The 18,710-nt window shown below is 46.7% G+C and carries 12 protein-coding genes, 1 other RNA gene and 1 pseudogene; 7 read left to right on the forward strand and 7 right to left on the reverse strand.

Annotated features, from left to right (window positions below):
* Positions 1-214: 214 nt before the first annotated feature.
* Both ssrS and QUB56_RS33650 read right to left on the reverse strand, forming a co-directional pair.
* Positions 215-401, reverse strand: a non-coding RNA gene (gene ssrS / locus QUB56_RS33645) — 6S RNA.
* Between the two features lie 50 nt (positions 402-451).
* Entirely contained in the window at positions 452-1,714 is a 1,263-nt protein-coding gene (locus QUB56_RS33650; protein ID WP_332960692.1) for a 5-(carboxyamino)imidazole ribonucleotide synthase, read from the reverse strand.
* A 338-nt stretch (positions 1,715-2,052) separates the two neighbouring features.
* Here QUB56_RS33650 and purD point away from each other — a divergent pair, with 338 nt between their 5' ends.
* Both purD and QUB56_RS33660 read left to right on the forward strand, forming a co-directional pair.
* Positions 2,053-3,336 (forward strand): phosphoribosylamine--glycine ligase, encoded by a 1,284-nt coding sequence (purD, locus tag QUB56_RS33655; protein ID WP_332960693.1) that lies wholly within the window; start codon positions 2,053-2,055, stop codon positions 3,334-3,336.
* A gap of 171 nt (positions 3,337-3,507) precedes the next feature.
* Positions 3,508-5,694 carry an ATP-binding protein gene (locus QUB56_RS33660; RefSeq protein WP_332960694.1) on the forward strand — a complete coding sequence of 729 codons (2,187 nt, stop codon included), beginning with the start codon at positions 3,508-3,510 and terminating at the stop codon, positions 5,692-5,694.
* A 218-nt stretch (positions 5,695-5,912) separates the two neighbouring features.
* Here the strand turns inward: QUB56_RS33660 and QUB56_RS33665 are convergent, their stop codons facing one another.
* The 3 genes from QUB56_RS33665 to QUB56_RS33675 all read right to left on the reverse strand — a co-directional run bounded on the left by QUB56_RS33665 (position 5,913) and on the right by QUB56_RS33675 (position 10,379).
* A complete protein-coding gene (locus QUB56_RS33665) occupies positions 5,913-6,812 on the reverse strand; it encodes a S1 RNA-binding domain-containing protein (protein WP_332960695.1) in 900 nt (299 codons plus the stop codon).
* Positions 6,813-6,902: 90 nt separating this feature from the next.
* On the reverse strand, positions 6,903-7,649 hold the full coding sequence (locus tag QUB56_RS33670) for a dienelactone hydrolase family protein (protein ID WP_332960696.1): 747 nt from the start codon (positions 7,647-7,649) through the stop codon (positions 6,903-6,905).
* A 270-nt stretch (positions 7,650-7,919) separates the two neighbouring features.
* Positions 7,920-10,379 carry an ATP-dependent helicase gene (locus QUB56_RS33675; RefSeq protein WP_332960697.1) on the reverse strand — a complete coding sequence of 820 codons (2,460 nt, stop codon included), beginning with the start codon at positions 10,377-10,379 and terminating at the stop codon, positions 7,920-7,922.
* 167 nt (positions 10,380-10,546) lie between these two features.
* Between QUB56_RS33675 and QUB56_RS33680 the strand changes: the two genes are divergently transcribed.
* Positions 10,547-11,554: a DUF4349 domain-containing protein gene (locus tag QUB56_RS33680; protein ID WP_332960698.1), complete on the forward strand. Its 1,008-nt coding sequence runs from the start codon at positions 10,547-10,549 to the stop codon at positions 11,552-11,554.
* 306 nt (positions 11,555-11,860) lie between these two features.
* On the opposite strand, the gene QUB56_RS33685 is transcribed toward QUB56_RS33680, so the two are convergent.
* Positions 11,861-12,955, reverse strand: a complete 1,095-nt coding sequence (locus QUB56_RS33685; protein ID WP_332960700.1) for a RuBisCO accumulation factor 1 — start codon at positions 12,953-12,955, stop codon at positions 11,861-11,863.
* Positions 12,956-13,111: 156 nt separating this feature from the next.
* On the opposite strand from QUB56_RS33685, the gene QUB56_RS33690 reads away from it, so the two are divergent.
* The 4 genes from QUB56_RS33690 (at position 13,112) to QUB56_RS33705 (ending at position 17,903) form a co-directional block, all read left to right on the forward strand.
* Positions 13,112-14,056, forward strand: a complete 945-nt coding sequence (locus tag QUB56_RS33690) for a response regulator (protein WP_332960701.1) — start codon at positions 13,112-13,114, stop codon at positions 14,054-14,056.
* Positions 14,057-14,377: 321 nt separating this feature from the next.
* Positions 14,378-15,091 (forward strand): bifunctional demethylmenaquinone methyltransferase/2-methoxy-6-polyprenyl-1,4-benzoquinol methylase UbiE, encoded by a 714-nt coding sequence (ubiE, locus tag QUB56_RS33695; RefSeq protein ID WP_332960702.1) that lies wholly within the window; start codon positions 14,378-14,380, stop codon positions 15,089-15,091.
* 300 nt (positions 15,092-15,391) lie between these two features.
* Complete coding sequence (locus tag QUB56_RS33700) at positions 15,392-16,603, forward strand: RNA-guided endonuclease TnpB family protein (RefSeq protein ID WP_332960703.1); 1,212 nt, start codon at positions 15,392-15,394, stop codon at positions 16,601-16,603.
* A gap of 67 nt (positions 16,604-16,670) precedes the next feature.
* The gene (locus QUB56_RS33705; protein ID WP_332960704.1) at positions 16,671-17,903 is read left to right on the forward strand and encodes a DUF445 family protein; all 1,233 of its coding nucleotides are present in this window, start codon (positions 16,671-16,673) and stop codon (positions 17,901-17,903) included.
* Between the two features lie 125 nt (positions 17,904-18,028).
* Here the strand turns inward: QUB56_RS33705 and QUB56_RS33710 are convergent.
* Positions 18,029-18,633, reverse strand: a pseudogene (locus tag QUB56_RS33710) (RNA-guided endonuclease InsQ/TnpB family protein); the annotation flags it as partial.
* Positions 18,634-18,710 lie beyond the last annotated feature (77 nt).

Raw genomic sequence — 18,710 nt, forward strand, 5'->3', positions numbered from 1 at the left:
AATAGATAGTCTAGATGGAAGCTCATAACGGTAAATGTATTATTAGGTACATTTTACACCATAAACTCAGGAGAGCCTTTCCAATTCCCCATTCCCAATTCTCAATTCCCAATTCCCCATTACCAATGCTCAATTCCCAATTCCCAATTCCCAATTAAACAAAAAAAAATAGGCTAGCCATATTTCACAGCGCCTATCTCAATCAAAATTTTAATGGCTCCCCGCAACGCCGTCTTACCTCAGCTTTTGACCTGGTATTCTACCAGGTGGGTACCGTGGCCCGTGCTTAAAGTTTCTGGGTACAAGCCCAGTTTACTGCTGCGCGAACATCTTGATTCCCTAGAGTTAAGAGTTATAGATCAAAAAAACATTATTGGCAGTCACCAACGTCGCAGTAGAACCTTTATTTAATATATACCAACTAACCAGATTTTGGCAACCTTCGAGCAATTTAACTTGGATACCAGATGGATTCTACGGTTTGAGCGAGCTCCTCGGCTGACGATCGCCCCTGAGCCACCTTGTCCGCGTCGAACACAACTGTGACGTGACCGAGTTTGCGGCCGGGACGCGATACTTTCTTACCATACCAATGTACAAAAGCACCGCTGATTTGTGCCAGTTGTTTTCTTTTTGCTAAATAATCGGACTCAGCCGACTCGTAGCCGAGCAAATTTACCATCACAGCGCCTGCACATTTCAGATCCGAATTGCCTAAAGGCAGTTGACAAACTGCACGCAAATGCTGTTCAAATTGTGAAGTTTCGCAGGCATCGATGGTAAAATGTCCCGAGTTGTGAGTGCGGGGTGCAATTTCATTGACTAACAGCTTATTGTCGGTGGTTAAAAATAATTCAATGCCGAATACGCCGACAGCTTGCAAACTGTTGAGGAGAGTGCGGGCGATCGCACCTGCTTCTGTTTTCACATCTGAACTAATATCAGCAGGTGCAATCACCAGGCGGCAAACTTGATTTTGCTGTTGGGTTTCTACGATTGGATAAATTGCAATTTCCCCAGTTGCCGATCGAGCTGCAATCACAGCCAACTCGCGATCGAACGGCACAAACTCTTCCACTAGCAAAGACTGACCCTTGAGCTTAGCACGAATTGACTCAAAACTCCCCCGATCCTTAACAATAAAAGTACCTTGGCCGTCATAACCGTGGCGGCGAACTTTGACGACAAAGGGAAAGTCGAGCGATCCAGCATTCGAGTCTGCTTCAATCTGCACGCTGTCGGAAACAGAAATTGCCTCCAAATCGAGCGCAACCGCCTCAAACAATTCCGGGGGCAAATCCGCGCTGCAATCCCATTCCCAAAACCTCGGAGTTGGCAAACCCAAACCTTGTAAATAACAGCGTTGAACGTACTTATCCAACAAAGGAGAAAGCGACGACAAACTCGGCTGAAATAACACACCTTGCCGTTCTAGCGGCCGCAAACCCTCCAAATCCACAAACTCATTTTCAAAAGTAATAACATCGCAACCATCCGCCAATTGAGCCGTAGACAAAACATCATCAACAGCCGCCAAAACAGCACCAGCACCAACAGAAACTGCCGGGTCAGTAGCATGGGGAGTTTGCACTACCAATTCAATACCTAGCGCCCTAGCAGCATCCCCAATCATCGCAGCTAGCTGGCCGCCGCCGACAACGCCCACCCGCTTAAATTTGGCAGACGAACTGGCAGCGGTTTGATTTGATTTCATGTGAGTAAAATTCCGCAGAGTCAACCTGCTTATCTTATCGCTATTTGCCCCCGGATGAATTACAGTAATTGAAGAGTTAAAAACAAAAAAATAGTTTTAATTGCATGATTAAATCAAGGCAGAAATCAGAAAAATTGGGCGGCTAAAGTCTTTAATTATTGCACGATCCCAGCCTTTGGGAAACAGCGATCGAGCCCCACCCCTCCAGAAAAGTGCCACATCTAGCAATTGGCGATCGCCAAGCATGGCATAATTGACAGCACTGCAAAAAGCAGATAGAAAGGTGCAAACACTGAAAATCAGACATTCAGGGAACAAAATTTATAGGTGAGGATACTGTGAAAGTTTTAGTTGTGGGAAACGGAGGTCGCGAACACGCGATCGCAAAAAAACTGCTAGAATCTACGCGGATTAAACAAGTATTCTGCGTACCGGGCAATGGCGGCACAGCTACCACCAAAGGCTGTCAAAATCTGTCGCTCAACATCGACGACTTCCAAGGCATCGAACGCTTTGTGATGGTCAACAACATCGGATTAGTCATCGTCGGCCCCGAATTGCCCCTATCGCTAGGCATCGCCGACTATTTCCTACAGCGAAAAATGATGATTTTCGGCCCCACCAAAGCCGGCGCCCAAATTGAATCCAGCAAATCCTGGGCAAAAGAATTGATGCTCGAAGCAGACATCCCAACACCCAAAGCTGCCGTATTTACAGACGCAGAAGCAGCCAAAGCATACGTTGTGGAACAAGGAACCCCAATAGTCATCAAAGCAGACGGACTCGCATCAGGCAAAGGAGTAACCGTTGCCACCACCGTCAAAATGGCTCACAGCGCCATCAATACCATTTTCCGAGGCGAATTCGGCACCGACAACATCCGAGTCCTCATCGAAGAATTCTTAACAGGTCAAGAAGTCTCGATTCTCGCCCTCACCGACGGCATCACAGTGGAACCGTTGCTGCCGGCCCAAGACCACAAAGCTATCGGCGAAGGCGACAAGGGAGCAAACACCGGCGGTATGGGAGCCTACGCCCCAGCGCCCATTGTCACCCCGGAACTCATGGAAAGGATTCAAGAAGAAATTCTCGAACCCACCCTCGCAGCACTGCAAAAACGCAAAATCGACTACCGGGGTGTACTCTACGCAGGTTTAATGATTACCCCCGAAGGAGAACCCAAAGTCTTAGAATTCAACTGCCGTTTCGGAGACCCGGAAACTCAAGCGGTTTTGTCGCTGCTGGAAACTCCTTTGGAAGATTTGGTGCTGGCCTGCTGTCAGCAGCGTCTCGGTGAAAATTCTATTCGCTGGAAGTCGGGGGCTTCTGTGTGCGTAGTTTTGGCTTCTGGGGGCTATCCGGGAAGTTATCAAAAAGGCAAAGTTATTACAGGTATCGAGGAAGCTGAAGCCAAAGGAGCAGAAGTGTTTCACGCCGGCACCCAGTTGAAGCACCAGCAGTTGGTGAGCGACGGCGGCCGGGTTTTGGGCGTCACTGCGACGGGAGAAACTTTGGAACAAGCTATCTCCAAAGCTTATGCCGCAGTTGATTGCATCCAATTTGAAGGCGTCTACTGCCGCCGGGACATCGGCCGCCGAGCGCTGGGCGATAAAAAAAATTAGGAATTGCGCCCTATTGCCCCCATCCCAAAGCGAAGCAATCTCAATGTAGAAATGTAACAATGAAGTTTGGTATCTCTGCGGTGGCGATAGCGGACAAGTCGCAGCAGAAAATTCGATCGGCACCCAACTGAATTGATCTTGCTTTTAATATTGAACTGGTGAACTGGTGAAATGCTGGCCATACTAAACAAAATCGGAGAAATTATAGCCCGCTGGTGGTCGGATTTTACCCTCCAGACCCGCCTGATGGCCGGTGCTACCCTCGTAGTGTCGTTAATTATGAGCGGCCTGACATTCTGGGCCGTGAATACTATCCAGCAAGACGCCCGACTTAACGATACTCGCTACGGCCGCGACCTCGGCCTGCTGTTGGCGGCAAATGTGGCGCCGCTGATTGCCAAAAACGATCGCTCCGAAGTCGCCCGCTTTTCCCGCCAATTTTACAGCAGCACCTCCAGCGTCCGCTATATGCTTTACGCTGACGAAGCGGGGGATATTTTCCTGGGGATACCCTTTTCGGAATCCGAGGTGCAAACTTCCCTGACCCTGCGCCGCCAGATCAAACTTCCCGATAATTTCCTCGCCGATATTGAGGCGAGAAATTTAACTTCTTTGCCTTTGGTGCGGCAGCATTTGACGCCAGATGGAGAAGTTACCGATGTATTTGTTCCGTTAATTCATGAAGACAAATATTTGGGAGTTTTGGCGATCGGCATTAACCCCAATCCCGCAGCAGTTATCTCTTCAAATTTGACTAGGGATGTCACTTTAGCAGTATTTGTCACAATTTGGGTGATGGTAATTTTGGGGGCGGTATTTAATGCTCTGACAATTACTCAGCCGATCAAACAATTAGTCTTTGGGGTCAAAAACATCGCCAGCGGGAATTTTAAGCAGCGAGTTGACCTGCCTTTGGGTGGAGAATTGGGCGAGTTGATCGGCAGTTTTAATGAGATGGCCCAGAAACTAGAAAGTTATGAAGAACAAAATATTGAAGAGTTGACAGCGGAAAAAGCGAAGTTAGAAACTTTGGTTTCAACTATTGCTGACGGGGCGCTGTTGCTGGACGCAAATTTGCAGGTGATTTTAGTTAATCCGACGGGGAAGCGGATTTTTGGATGGGAAGGTAAAAATGCGTTCAAAGTCAATGTTCTGAACATTTTACCTGCAGAAGTTCAGCAGGAGTTGGCCAGACCCCTCCACCAAATAGTGGCGGGCGAACTCGAAGGCGGCGAATTTCGCATCTCGATGAGCGAACCAGTCAACCGTACAATTCGGATTGTTTTAACTACTGTCATTCTGCACAAAGCGCCCGGTGCCGAACCCCTGTGCAGAAGCTGCGTCCGCCACGAAGAAGATACCTGTACCGAGCCGCAACGCCCGGTAGCTGTAGAGTGTACTTTCTACGAGCAAACCTCCAAGCATCAAGGTTCCGGACATTACCGGGAAAGTCTCAAAGGCATTGCCATGACAGTGCAGGACATCACTCGCGAAGTTGAACTAAATGAGGCTAAAAGCAATTTTATCAGCAATGTTTCTCACGAATTGAGAACGCCTTTATTTAATATCAAATCTTTTATCGAGACTCTCCACGAGTACGGAGAAGACCTTCTAGAAAGCGAGCGCCGGGAATTCCTAGAAATTGCCAATCGAGAAACCGATCGACTAACTCGTTTAGTTAACGACGTGTTAGATTTGTCGCGGCTCGAATCCTGCCGAGTTTATCACTTGGACGCTGTTGACATTCCGCAAGCTGTAGAACAAACCCTGCGGACTTATCAGTTGAATGCTAAGGATAAAGGCATCGAATTAGAGCAACAAGTTGACCCGTATTTGCCACCTGCTTTAGGTCATTACGATTTGCTGCTGCAAGTATTTGCAAATTTAGTAGGAAATGCCTTAAAATTTACGCAATCCGGCGGCAAGGTGGCAATTCGAGCGTATTTGCTAGACTCGGAGGCGGCTACCCACAAAGACGGCCAATCCGGGAACCACACCTTGTCACCGAAGGCAGGACATTTTCCGGTAGTGCGGGTCGAAATTTCTGATACTGGAATTGGCATAGATCCCGAAGATCAACAAGCAATTTTTGAGCGCTTTTTCCGGGTAGAAAACCGAGTACACACTTTAGAAGGAACGGGATTAGGTCTTTCTATTGTCAGAAATATTATTGACAAGCACCACACTAAAATTAATTTAGTTAGCGAAGTTAATGTGGGTACGACTTTCTGGTTCGACTTGGCAGTTTATCAGCCGAAACCAACAGTAGAAATGGAGAATTCTTGGCCAGTGGAAGCCGCGGTGGAGAGTGAAACAATTGCGAGTCATGTTAGAGCGATTCCGGTTGCACCAGAATGACTGTTGACTGTTGACTGTTGATAGTGAGATTGTTTCCGGTTGATGGGGAATCAAGAAGAAAGTAGATTAGTTTGATGGGGATTTTTTAACCGCAGATATCAGCCGATGAACGCAGATGAACGCGGATGGGATTTTATCTGTGTCTATCGGCGTTTATCTGCGGTTAAACCTACATTCCTATTGGTGTCCGGGAGATGGGGTTCTAATTACGTCAAGACTTAAGAAAGAGTTTTTCGAGCACGTTCCGATCGCTCTTCTGCGGTATCCATAACATCGGCCATTTTATCCACCATTTCCCCTGGGTAATTTTCCAGTACCCGAGTAGAAAGGGAAATCCGGCCGCGACCTTCATCGAGGTCAACCACCAATGCTTTCAGGGGTTGACCGGGAGCAAAAAGCTTTCCAAGGTTATCAATGTATTTTTGGCTGACTTGCTTGATGTGCAGCAAACCGCTAACTCCTTCTAAGTCCACAAACACGCCAAAAGGCTTGATGCTGCTGACTTTTCCTTCCACCAACTGACCGATTTGCAAATCCCTGAAGGCATTTGATTGAGTTGCCATCCGCTGGGAAAGTACGAGTTTTTCTCGCTCGCGATCGATCTCCAAAAAATTCACGCTCAAAGATTGACCGATCAGCGATTCTATGTTATCGCGTTCCACTAAGTGCGATCGGGGAATAAAACCGCGCATTCCCTGAACATCTACAGTCACGCCGCCCTTATTTGCGCCAGAAACCCTTACCTGAAGAACTTTACCGGTTTCCTGCAATTCAATTAAATCTTCCCAAGCTTGCTGAATTTGTAACTGCCGCAGAGACAAGGTAACTTGGCCATCTGCATCTTGTTCGCGGATAATCAAAAAGTCCCGTTCCTCGTCGAGCGGAACCACTTCCGACAAATCCGTTACTGTTCTCAAAGCAGCCTCTTCGATCGGCAAAAAAGCCGAAGACTTGCCGCCGATATCAACATACGCGCCGTTTGAGTCGTACTCGAACACTTTGCCGCGCACTACTTGTCCCTTCTGGAACTCGTAATTGTGCTGTTCGAGGGCTTTAGCAAAATCATCCATTGAAAAGGATGCTTTTGCGCTTTGAGAACCTGTAGATTTGGAATTCATGTCAGTTTAGTTGTCTGTTGTCAGTAATTTAGTTGTCTGTTGTCAGTAGAAAAATTTTCCCACTCGAACCATCTCCCCATCTCCCACTCTCTAAGCTGGTTGAAGTTGCTGATGAAATAGCTGCTTCACCTGCCTCCACGAGTCGGCTGCTGCCGTAGCGTCGTAACTGCCGCGGTGGTCGCAGAAGAAGCCGTGATCGGCATTGTAGCGGAAAATTCGGTGAGAAATACTGTGTTTTTGCAATTCGGCGGCGATTTGCTCAACTTGTTCTAAGGGAATGCTGGGGTCTTGAGTGCCAAAAAAGGCGTAGAGAGTGCCTTTAATGTCTGCTGTGCGGGCGATCGTGGGGGTTCCGCCACCGGGGGTTAGAGTGGCGATACCGGCGCCGTAGAACGACGCTGTAGCCTTGATTTCGGGCAAAGTAGCGGCGAGGTAGGCGACGTGCCCTCCAAAGCAGAAACCGATGCAGCCAAAACCTTGTTGTTTGACAGAGGGTAGAGTTTTGAGGTAATCGATGGTGGCTTGGATATCGCCGAGAAGTTCGGAAGCTGTGGTTTTTTCTTTGTATTCTCTGCCGATTTTGATAGCTTCTGGTGTGTAGCCGGTTTCAAAGCCGGGGGCTTGACGTTGGTAAATGGCTGGGGCGATCGCCACATATCCTTCTTTTGCTATTCTTTCTGTAACTTCGCGGATGTGCGAGTTGACGCCAAAGATTTCTTGAATGACAATAACTGCGGGAAATTGCCCGGATGCTGCGGGTTGGGCTAGGTAAGCGGCGATTTGCAAATCTCCGTTGGGAACTGTGACGTTAGTTGTGCGAATTTCTGAGTTGGTCATAGCGATTTTTAGTGCAATTTTTGCTCTCTAGCAATTCTCTTTCATTTGTGAACTATATTTTTTTAAACGAACCGCGAAGACGCGAAGAACACGAAGGAAGAGAGGAGAAGTTTTTGAGAGAGATTGTTAGCATTATACCAATATTTTGGGTTCAACCTGCCCCTACAAGTATGTTTTTTTGCTAAAGATTCTCTTCTTTTCTCAATCTTCGCGTCCTTCGTGTCTTCGCGGTTCGTTTAAAAAATCTCTCTTAGTAACTAATACCCAAATTTACCCGATCGCATTACCTGGAAATCTCTGCTTTAAAATAGGCATTACCGGACAAGGTTTTTGCTCCTGCAAATTCTCCGGTTTGTTCCAACTAAAAGGTCCTTTCTTCTCCGCCGACATCCACAATAAGCTTTTTGCTCTGGTCATCGCCACATACAGCAATCTAAACTCTTCTGCTTTTTTCAAATAATCTGCTTGTTCCCAGGCTTCGCCCAGATTTGGCAAAGGATATTTTTCGTGCAAACTCGCTCTAATTTGCGCTCTCGCTACTTCTGATAATGTGAAATCTCCTAAGAATCTAGCTTGCGGCAAAACTCGCAAATTTCCGGGGATGGTTTGTTCGTGCAAAAATGGGATAAAAACGCAATCCCAATCTAATCCTTTAGCTTTGTGCATGGTAATAATTGTGAGTTGACCTTTGCTGGTGTAGCGTTCTTCTATTTTATCGTCTGCATCGACTGGTTCAAATCTTTCGGAACTGACAATTTCGCTGATTACACCCAAAATGTTGCTCATTGAATTGTTGCCGGCGGTTTGGATTGCTACTCGTTCTGCTAATTTGTCGGCGGTGGCTAATTCTGTTTGGTCGTATTGCAGCGCCAAGGCTAAAAATGATATGATTTGGTAGGGTGGCAGTTCTAAGCGAGCTTCCAGCAAACCGCAGCAAAAATAGCGGCATTTGCGCACTGGTTCTGACTGCTTCGGGTCGAGGGGGCCTGGGTAAAGGAATTGTTCGGGGCTGGTAGCAAAAGCATTGTAGTCTTGTTTGGGGATGAGTTGCCGATCGCTCAAAATCTTTAATGCTGCTTTCAGGTAGTCTGGAGAGTGCGGGCGATCGAGAAATTGCAGCAGTGTTAAGATTTCCCAAGGTACTTGAGAATGTCGGTCGCGCTCTCCCACATCCTCAATTTTAATCCCGTATTTGCGCAAATCAAAGCTTAATCCGTTTTTTTGTGGATTTTCCAGCACTTCTTTGATAAACTTGCCTTGTTTGTTTTCCCGCACCAAAACAGCCATAGATTTAAGATTTTCTAACGGCAATTTTTGGCGATTTTCCCCATCGCTCGCTTCACCCCCAGCTTCGGGATTTTTTTCATTGCTTCCCCATTCAAAATCGGCTGGTAAAAATTTCTCAACTAACTCAATTACTCGCTTGCCAATTAACTCAACTGTATGGTAAATATCGCGGGGAGTATACAATTCTAAGCCTCGACCGAGGGGGGCGGGGTTGGCATTTTGCTGCGGGTCATCACTGGGTACTGGCTTAATAGTTTGGTCGCGAAAAGGTTTTTCTATTTTGGCTAATTCCGAGCCATTTACCCATTGCAACATAAAGTTAGCTGCATCGATAATCACCTTCGTACTGCGGCCTGCACCGTCCATTGTTGCTAACTTATTCTTGATTTCGCACTCATCACAAAATTTGTTAAAATAAATGGGATCGGCGGGAGTGAAAGTAGAATTGATAGCTTGATTTGGGTCGCCAACTCTGATAAAATTGGGAGGTGAGTTAGGATGCTCTGGATCGATCGCCAATGTTTCCAAAAGCTTCGTCTGCAAAGGTGTCGAATCCTGGGCTTCGTCCTCAAAAACGGCAAATACTTGCTTTTGCTCGATCGCCCTCGCCTTCGGATTGTCCAACACGCGCAAAGCTGCTAAAATCATCTCGTCGTAATCGATGAATTCCCGGCTCCTCAACAAAGCCTGATATTTTTGATATAAACCCCCAGCTACCGCTAAAATTTCATAACCGTCCCCAGAAGCAACAGTGCTCATTTCTAACAACTGTTCGGGAAACAAACCAGAAGATTTCGCCTCGTGAATCACAGTTTTAGCTAACTGTGGTAAAATCTCGGTTCGCAAAACTGATTGTCGCCGCAGCCTCTCCGTTTCCTCTCCGTCGAATTGCTGTCCTTCCAACAAAATTTGATATCTGCGGGGATTTTCGGCTATCCACAGTTCTACACAAGTCCGAATTAATCGGTGACTTTGAGTCGGAGTCACTAAAGTCGAATTTTCTAAATTTAAACCCGACAAATCGGGATGGCGCATCGCAATATTTAAAGCTAAACCGTGCAAAGTGTGCACGGCAAAACCACCTTGAGATAAAGATAATTCTGCCAACCTTTCTCTGATTTTAGCTTTAATATTTGCAGCAGCCGATCGCGTAAAGGTCACGACAATTAACTGGCGGCGGTTGTGAAGCCCGTTGCGGGCGATCGCAATTGCCGACGCAGCAGCCATTCCCGTAGACTTCCCGGCCCCGGGAACCGCTGAAACAGCAAGGGGGCCGCCTTTCCAGTCCGCCATGTCCTGCTGGCCCGCACGCAAGGATGAGCGAATTTGATGGCAAGCTTGTTCTCGCAAAACGGCCACAGAGTCTAACCCAGAGGAAATGTTGTCAGGGCGATCGATATTCGTTGTCGATCCCATAAAATCAGAATCAAATTCATCAGTCATTATTACATCCGCGTTTATCTGCGTTCATCTGCGGTTAAAAATAAACAAATCTTCAACCTCTACCGTTTCCATTTTGGTATCAGCTAAACTAACGCTATCTATTTGAGCTTAAATTAAAATCCGCCTAAAATTCAATACCCAAACCTTTTTTACAGGACAAACCCTCAATGAAAACTCACCTCAAAACCAATTCCTCGCCGCACAAGCCAAACCCAAACCAAACCAACATCAGCACAACTCGCTTTGCTGTGGCGGTATTCTTAACTTTATCTTCAGCCATTGCTTTGCCAAGCTGCGGATCTCCACCGCCCAACGCTACAGGCGGCGCAGCTTCACCCAGCAGCCGTGAAAACGAAATTGCCGCATCGGCTCCACCACCCCCACCGGCAGCCCAGCGAGCAGCCGCAGGGTCAAAAACTGCTGATGTAACAAAAAAAGCAGCAGAAACTCCGGTAACCCGTCCCCAACTGATTAAAAAAGCCGAACTCAGTGTAGTTGTCAAATCTATTGACGCCACCACTAAATCTGTTACTAATATTGTCGAAAAACAGCAAGGCGATATCTTGGGTTTCCAAAATCAAAAGCCTCCGGATTCCAGTGTCCGCCAAACGGCGTCTGTGGAGATTCGCGTGCCTCAAGAACGGTTAGAAACTACTTTAGAGGCTTTGGCAAAACTCGGCACTGTAGAGAACCGTTCTCTGACGGCTCAAGATGTTACCGAGCAATTAGTTGACAGCGAGGCTAGACTGCGGAACCTCCGCAAATCGGAAGAAATGGTGTTAAAAATTATGGAGCGATCGGGTTCTGTCGGCGATGTGCTCAAAGCTTCTCAAGAGTTGAGCAATATTCGGGAGTCGATCGAACGCATTGACGCGCAGTTAAAAAGTTTGCGAAATCAAGTAGCCTATTCGACTATTAGCTTAACTCTAGAAGCGGCAGTATCGGCTCAACAAACTCCGGAACCTTCTCTAGGTTTGCGGGTTCAGGAAACTTGGGGGAAAGCGACTCATTCTGTGGGTGAATTAACGCTCGGTTTGTTTGGTTTGGGTATTTGGCTGTTGGCTTATAGTCCTTATTTTCTGTTAATTGCGGCTGCGGTTTACGGCTTTAATCGGTTTAAGAAACAGCAGTCTGTTACGAAAATTCAAGAACCGAAACCGCCGGCTGCAAATTAGTCATGTAGTAGCAGAAGCAAGAAGGCAGAATCAATCTTGAGATCATGTTTGTGCAATTAAAAACGCCCTCAGCCTGGGGCGCGGTTGCTGTATCAAATCCGGCTTAAATCGCCTCCATTCCTGGACGGACTCCGACTCCTAGAAACCGGATTTTTTACTGGCTCTGCGGGCTCGGGCGAAGTAGACGCGCGACCAAACCCGGTTTCTACCCACCCGTGCGTAAGTTCTAGCCCCTTGATTTCTTAGTCCCTCTCTGCTGGAACGAAAGTTTGTGTAGGAGCGATTTCAATGGCCGAGTCCGTAATTCTAATCGTCTATTTGCCACCCATCTTTGGTATAATCTTCATCAACAATCTTTTTGGGTCGCATCACCAGCACAACTCGCCCCAAAATAGGAATATGTGGGGATTGTTCAAACCAGTACAATTCTAAATTGCCCGCGTTATCGGCGAGGAAATAACTCTCAGGATCCCAGTGTCTTTGGGCTCGATCGGCAATAATCAAAACTTCTTCAACTTTGCCTTGCAGGGGTACCGGCAATCTATCGCTCATTGCCAAAACCGCCACCGGATCTTCAGCGTTCAAAATTACCTGCCATCCGGGAATCGCCACCCAAGCTCCGGCTCCGGAAAATTTTACCATTCGGAAGGGCTCGATTTCCTCCGGCAAAGGCACTGCTAGCAAATCTGTCGTCGAGAGTGGCAATTTGCCCACAACGGGGACAACTCGGGGCAATTGTTCCTCAGAATCGAGCCGGTAGACGGGCAAGCGGGGCGCTTCCCGTCTGGCAACTACGGTAAAATCGACGAGCAACTGCTCGATTTGCGCCCTAGCGGTTTGGCTGCTAGCTAATTTTAAACCCCGAGCAATTAAGCGCGATCGCTCTTGCAAATCGCTTTTCTGTCTCGCCAATTGCCAGCATTGGTAAGCCATAGCATCGCCGGGAGTGTCTGTGAACCCTTGGGGAAGACTCCCGAAGTGCGAAAACTCCTTGATCGCTTTAGCAACTTGGCGAGCATCGTCAACATCCAAATTGTGGGTTAGCATCAAAGCGGCCGCCCCGGCCCGTTCTACCTGAGAGAGAATCCGAAACTCGTATAAGATATCACTACCTTTGGCCAGGAAGTGCGATCGAACTTCGTCGGAAGCCCCAGCATTTACCATGCTGGTGTAGACTTGGGCTGCGACGCTCACTTGATTTTGCTGAATTGGCTCAAAACCAGTTTCTTCAAAAATTCTTTGAGAGTTGTAGCCAGCTTTTAGGAGTGCAGTGCAGGCCTGTCCCCACTCTACCCAAGTGCCTTCTTTTCGGCGGAGCGATCGAATTAACTTTTCCACATCCACAGCATTGGTGGAGGGTGCAGATGCAGCAGGAGAGGAATCTTGCGGTGTATCAGTCATAATTGAATCAAAAACCAGCGCTAAGTTATGTGTGATTGGAGACCGGCAAGGCTCGTGTCCCGGCAGAGCGATAGATTGATAGTAAGTGAGTTATGAGACTATTGTTACAGAATAGTTGCTCGCCTAAATTGATAAACGGGAGTTTATCGTATTGTTATGTATAATGCCATTCCAGAGCTAGATCAAATTAAACGCCAGCTCATGACCCTACACCGACCGAAAAAGCCCAAAATGCTGGTAGTAGACGACGAACCAGACAATCTGGATTTACTCTACCGCACTTTCCGACGAGATTTTAACGTGTTCAAAGCTGAGAGCGGAATTCGCGCCTTGGAAGTCCTCGGCATCGAAGGCGAGGTCGCCGTCATCATTTCCGACCAGCGGATGCCCGAAATGAAGGGAACCGAGTTTCTGAGCAAAACCGTGCCCCAGTTTCCGAATACGGTCAGAATTATTTTGACTGGTTTTACGGACATTGAAGACTTGGTGGATGCCATTAACTCAGGACAGGTTTACAAGTATATTACCAAGCCTTGGGATCCGAACGAATTGAAAATGGTGGTGCAAAAGGCAGCCGAGACTTATGAAATTCTCAAGCAGCGAACAGAGGAATTACACCGCGCCCAAAATCAAATACAACTGTTAGCAACAATCATGCAAACGGCTGTGGATAATCCGAGTTTGGAAGCAAGTTTACCGCCAATTGCTACTGCTATAAGCGATAATTTTTTGGCGGATGCTTGCATTTTGCAACTGGTGGAAGGAACAGTTTTAATGCCAGTCCAAGGCAGTCACACCACCAGCCAAACTGTGGAAAATTGGCTGGCAGATGACCCTCTGGTTCGAGAGGCAATCGCCTCTCAAACTATTCAGGGTGCTGTGAATATTGCGAACGACACAGCCCTAGCGAGCCTGCCGCACTATCAGAAATCCGGCATTCAAGCTCACCTGAGCGTCCCGGTGATTCACAAAGGTCGATCGATCGCCCTGATTTCCATTCAGTGGAAGCAGCCTTGTTCCCTGCGTCCCGACGAACTCACAACAGTTCACCTCGCCGCTCAAGAAGTTGCTTTGGTATTGACGAGTTTTCAGGGTGCTTAGTCATCAGTCATCAGTCATCAGTCATTAGTCATTAGTCATCAGTCATCAGTCATCAGTCATCAGTCATCAGTCATTAGTCATCAGTCATCAGTCATTAGTCATTAGTCGGCTCTGTGTCTTGAGTCGAAAATGATAGCAAACCAATGATTCAGGACAAAAGACCACCGATCGCTAACAAATAAAAAAGCATTAATGACTGGCGACAGCATGACATGAATGGACGGATTAATTATTTGTTCCGGCTGACAAATCACCTTTTCCCCAATTACTAATTACCAATAACCTTTTCCCCAATCACCAATTAGCAATGACAAATGAGTAATGACTAATAACGCCGAACAAATTAAAACTATATTTAATAGAATTGCACCAGTTTACAACCAATTGAACGACTGGTTGAGCTTTGGGCAGCACCGAATTTGGAAGCTTATGGCGGTGAAATGGAGCAGTGCCGGCCCCGGAAATACTTGTTTAGACTTGTGCTGCGGCAGCGGGGATCTAGCTTTGCTGCTGGCAAAACAAGCAGGGCTTACCGGTTGCGTATTTGGAGTAGATTTTTCTGCCGAACAATTAGCCGTTGCGGCCAGGCGCGCGAGACCTTTTCTCACCCCTGCAAGTCCCATTTCCTGGGTAGAAGCTGACGCCCTAGACTTGCCTTTTGCCGACAATTACTTCGACTGCGCCACAATGGGTTACGGGCTGCGCAACGTGACAGACATCCCCCGCAGTCTTCAGGAATTGCACCGCGTGCTCAAACCCGGTGCAAAAGCAGCTATTCTCGACCTCCACCGCCCCAGCAATTCCCTAATGCGGAGCTTTCAGCAGTTTTATCTAGACACTCTCGTAGTGCCCATTGCTCAGCAATTTGGCATGACTCAAGAATATGCCTACATTAATCCTAGTTTAGAAAAATTCCCGATCGGCCAGGAGCAAGTCGCGATCGCCAACAAAGCCGGATTTGCCACCGCCACCCACTATCCTATTGCTGGAGCTATGATGGGAGTATTGGTACTGGCCAAAGGAATTGAAAATTAAAAATGTTTGCAGTCTAAATCAGCTATCTAACAGTAGGGTACACCTAAGAGTGCGCGCACCTTACTAAAAATGCTGGTATTCTCAATCATTACTCTAACTGTAGGGTGTACCGAGGAGTGTGCGTACCTGACTAAAAATCCTGGCAGTTTAACAAATGCGAACCGGAAGTCCCGCGCTCTATCCGTTTACAAGGATGAGCGACGGGATGAAAGCGCAGCCCGAAAGTAAATAGAGCCACAGCGAATCAATAGACTTCTTATTTGCTATAATATTCTTATCAGTATTTCTTCGTCTTGATAAATGTATAAGGCATACAAATACAGAATCTATCCCACAAGCCAGCAAGAAGCCTCGCTTGCAAGGTCGTTTGGCTGTGCGAGATGGTTCTGGAACTATGCCTTAAACTTGTGCCAAGAGACCTATAAAAATACTGGCAAGGGGTTGTCTAGAGGATATATACAAGGACTATTGCCAGCACTCAAGAAAGAATATGAATGGTTGAAAGACCCATATTCTCAATGCTTGCAAGTAGTAGCTTTGAATTTATCTACTGCTTATAAAAACTTCTTTGATAAAAGGGCAATGTTGCCACGATTCAAGTCAAAGCATGGTAGGCAGTCGATTAGCTATCCCCAAAATGTCAAGTTTGATGATGATTCGATCAATCTACCTAAGATTGGATTGGTGTACTGTCAGCGTCATCGTAATTTTGAAGGTGATATCAAAACGGTCACCGTGTCTCGTAATCCTGATGGTAAATACTTTGTATCTGTCCTAGTTGATAATGGCCAAGCCAATCCCGAATTAATACCAGTTGGCAAAGCTGTTGGTATTGATGTGGGATTGACCCACTTTGCTATTACTAGCGATGACTCTAAGTTTGATAACCCTAGATACTTTATCAAGCGTCAACGCAACTTAAAACGGAAACAGCAAAAGCTATATCGCAAAAAGAAAGGTAGCCAAAACCGTAATAAAGGAAGATTGGCTGTGGCAAAAGTTCACTCCAAAATTGCCCGATGCCGCGAAGATTTTCTCCACAAACTATCCCGCAAGATAGTCAACGAAAACCAAGTTATTGCAGTAGAAAATCTCAACATCAAGAGCATGGTCAAAAACCATAATCTAGCCAAAGCAATTAGTGATGTTGGCTGGGGGATGTTCTGCACCATGCTCAAGTACAAGGCTGAAAGTGAAGGAAAACAGTATATCGAGATTGATCGATTCTTTCCTTCATCAAAGACCTGTCATCTATGCCTGAATCGCGTTGATAATCTCACGCTTGATGTAAGAGCATGGACTTGTAAGCATTGTGGTACTCACGATGACCGTGATGTAAATGCAGCAATCAATATCAGAAATGAAGGCTTGCGGATTCTGGCGTTAGGAACTAGCGCTTCTGCCTGTGGAGGGGATGTAAGTCGGGCTAGTAAAACTTCGGTTTTGTTAGACGCTATCCCCGTTGAATCAGGAAGCCAGCACTGTAGGGCCGTATCGGTCAACGTTTGGTAGTTCACATCATCCGTCTAACAGTATGGTGCAATGCTCCCTGTGCACCTTACCCTATTTTTAATCCCTTATGAATCCGTCTGACATTTGGCTGTTGTTTGCCCCACCTGTAGTGGGAGGAATTATTGGCTATTTCACTAACGATATAGCTATCAAAATGCTGTTCCGCCCCTATCGAGCTATTTACATCAAAGGGCGGCAGTTGCCTTTCACTCCAGGCTTGATCCCCCGCAACCAAGAGCGCTTGGCAAAGCGAATTTCCGACACAATTATGGGTTCGCTGCTGACGCCAGAGGAGCTGCAAAACTTAGCGCGCCGCCTCCTGCAAACCGAGCGGATGCAGTCGGTGATACTCTGGCTGTTGCAGTTGGCGCTGGATCAGGTAAAAGCAGACGCAGAGCAAAAAACCGCTAAAATTCTCGCTAACATTCTGCGAGATTTGCTGGGAGAATCTGTGCCGCGAATTCTCAAAGTTTTGGCGCGACGGGAAGATTTTTTAGAAGCTCAGCTAAATCAAATTTTTGACCAAGTTTTGCTGGAGCTTCAGCTAACAGAATCTCAGTCGGCTCAGCTTGCTGATTGGTTGTTGCAGGTAGTAATACCCCCAGAAGTGCTCCGGCAGGCTTTAATTGACTTTTTGACCGATCGCAATATTTCGATCATCGATGAAGGGTTTCGAGAAAAAACCAGCGGCACTTATTGGGTAGTAGCAAATTTGTTTGGTTTGCGCAACACTTTAACTCGGCTGCGGACTTTTTGTCTGGATGACAGAGAAGCGACCAATCAGCGGTTAGCAGAGTTAACTATTTCTTTGGGAATTCGCGGGCGAATTCAGGAATGGCTGCAAAATTTGTCGATGCAAAATTTACCGGTTTCGACTGTCAGACAGTTGCGAAAAACTATGCGCGACAGTGTTCGCACCTACGTTCAACAGCGGGGTACAGACGTACTTGAGGGGTTGAGCAAATCTATTGACTGGGAAAATATTTCGCGGTTGCTTCTGAAGCGATTGCAAACTTCAGCGGTGATGAGCGCTTCCCTCGGAATTGTCAGCCAAGAACTGGCTTTGGTTTTAGAGCGCTATTTAGAGCGGGATTTAGAAAATATTGTAGCTCAGGCTATCCCGATTTTGAATATCGACCAGGTGATTGTCGATCGAGTAAAAGGTACTTCTCCGCAAGAGTTGGAGTTAGCTATTCAGGGAATTGTCCAAAGCGAGTTGCAGGGAATTGTAAATTTAGGAGGCATTTTGGGTGTTTTTGTCGGCTGTTTGCAGACAGTTGTGCTTTTGATTCAGCGGTGATTTATTTCAACAGTTGTGAGATATTTGTTTTGACACTCCTAGGCCTGAAGGCGTAAGGATTCTTAGATCGTAGATCGGACTTAAATTAAGAACGTTTCCGCAACTACCCCAGAGATCCAGTCTCCCTAAGCGTTTACGATCTCTAGGATCGAAGTTCCGACGTGCCCCGTCGTACCTATCCCGCGATTCAGGATATTAATTGCGGCATTACGATCTCTATCCATCTCGCATCCACATTTACAAATATGGGTTCGGGTGGATAGAGATTTTTTAACGACTTCCCCACAATTACTGCATTCTTGACTGGTGTAAGCAGAGTTCACCGCAATGGTAATCCGACCAAACACTTTTCCCAAATATTCTAATAACACTCTGAACTGGTGCCAAGAAGCATCGCTAATTGATTTTGCCAAGCAGTGATTTTTAACCATGTTGGACACTCTCAAATCTTTATAAACCACTACATCGTTTGATGTGATTGCGCACCTTGCCAACAAGATAGCATGGTGCAATACGATTGTCTACTTATTTTGAGATGTCGCTTACCTAAAATCACTCTAGCTTTCTGGCGATTTGACCCACCTTTTACCTTCCTGCTTACAAGACGTTGGACAGGTTTTAGCTGTGCTTCACCTCTACGCAGAAACTTAGGATTGGGAGCTACTTCGCGATTGGAATCAGTGTAAAACTCTTTCATCCCGACATCCAATCCAACTGTTTTGCCTGTCATTAAGCTGTTGTGCCTTTAAATAGGGTATAATAAAAATTTAGTTGAGTCAATCAATACAAAAATGCCAGCCAAAAACC

The sequence above is a fragment of the Microcoleus sp. AR_TQ3_B6 genome (assembly GCF_036702785.1).
Lineage (GTDB): Bacteria > Cyanobacteriota > Cyanobacteriia > Cyanobacteriales > Microcoleaceae > Microcoleus.

Excerpts from the sequence above, each read along its gene's own strand:
- QUB56_RS33690 (WP_332960701.1), top strand. The coding sequence starts at position 13,112 with ATGTATAATGCCATTCCAGAGCTAGATCAAATTAAACGCCAGCTCATG.
- QUB56_RS33675 (WP_332960697.1), bottom strand. The coding sequence starts at position 10,379 with ATGACTGATGAATTTGATTCTGATTTTATGGGATCGACAACGAATATC.
- QUB56_RS33700 (WP_332960703.1), top strand. The coding sequence starts at position 15,392 with ATGTATAAGGCATACAAATACAGAATCTATCCCACAAGCCAGCAAGAA.
- QUB56_RS33660 (WP_332960694.1), top strand. The coding sequence starts at position 3,508 with ATGCTGGCCATACTAAACAAAATCGGAGAAATTATAGCCCGCTGGTGG.
- QUB56_RS33670 (WP_332960696.1), bottom strand. The coding sequence starts at position 7,649 with ATGACCAACTCAGAAATTCGCACAACTAACGTCACAGTTCCCAACGGA.
- QUB56_RS33680 (WP_332960698.1), top strand. The coding sequence starts at position 10,547 with ATGAAAACTCACCTCAAAACCAATTCCTCGCCGCACAAGCCAAACCCA.
- QUB56_RS33705 (WP_332960704.1), top strand. The coding sequence starts at position 16,671 with ATGAATCCGTCTGACATTTGGCTGTTGTTTGCCCCACCTGTAGTGGGA.
- QUB56_RS33665 (WP_332960695.1), bottom strand. The coding sequence starts at position 6,812 with ATGAATTCCAAATCTACAGGTTCTCAAAGCGCAAAAGCATCCTTTTCA.
- QUB56_RS33650 (WP_332960692.1), bottom strand. The coding sequence starts at position 1,714 with ATGAAATCAAATCAAACCGCTGCCAGTTCGTCTGCCAAATTTAAGCGG.
- QUB56_RS33685 (WP_332960700.1), bottom strand. The coding sequence starts at position 12,955 with ATGACTGATACACCGCAAGATTCCTCTCCTGCTGCATCTGCACCCTCC.
- ubiE (WP_332960702.1), top strand. The coding sequence starts at position 14,378 with ATGACTAATAACGCCGAACAAATTAAAACTATATTTAATAGAATTGCA.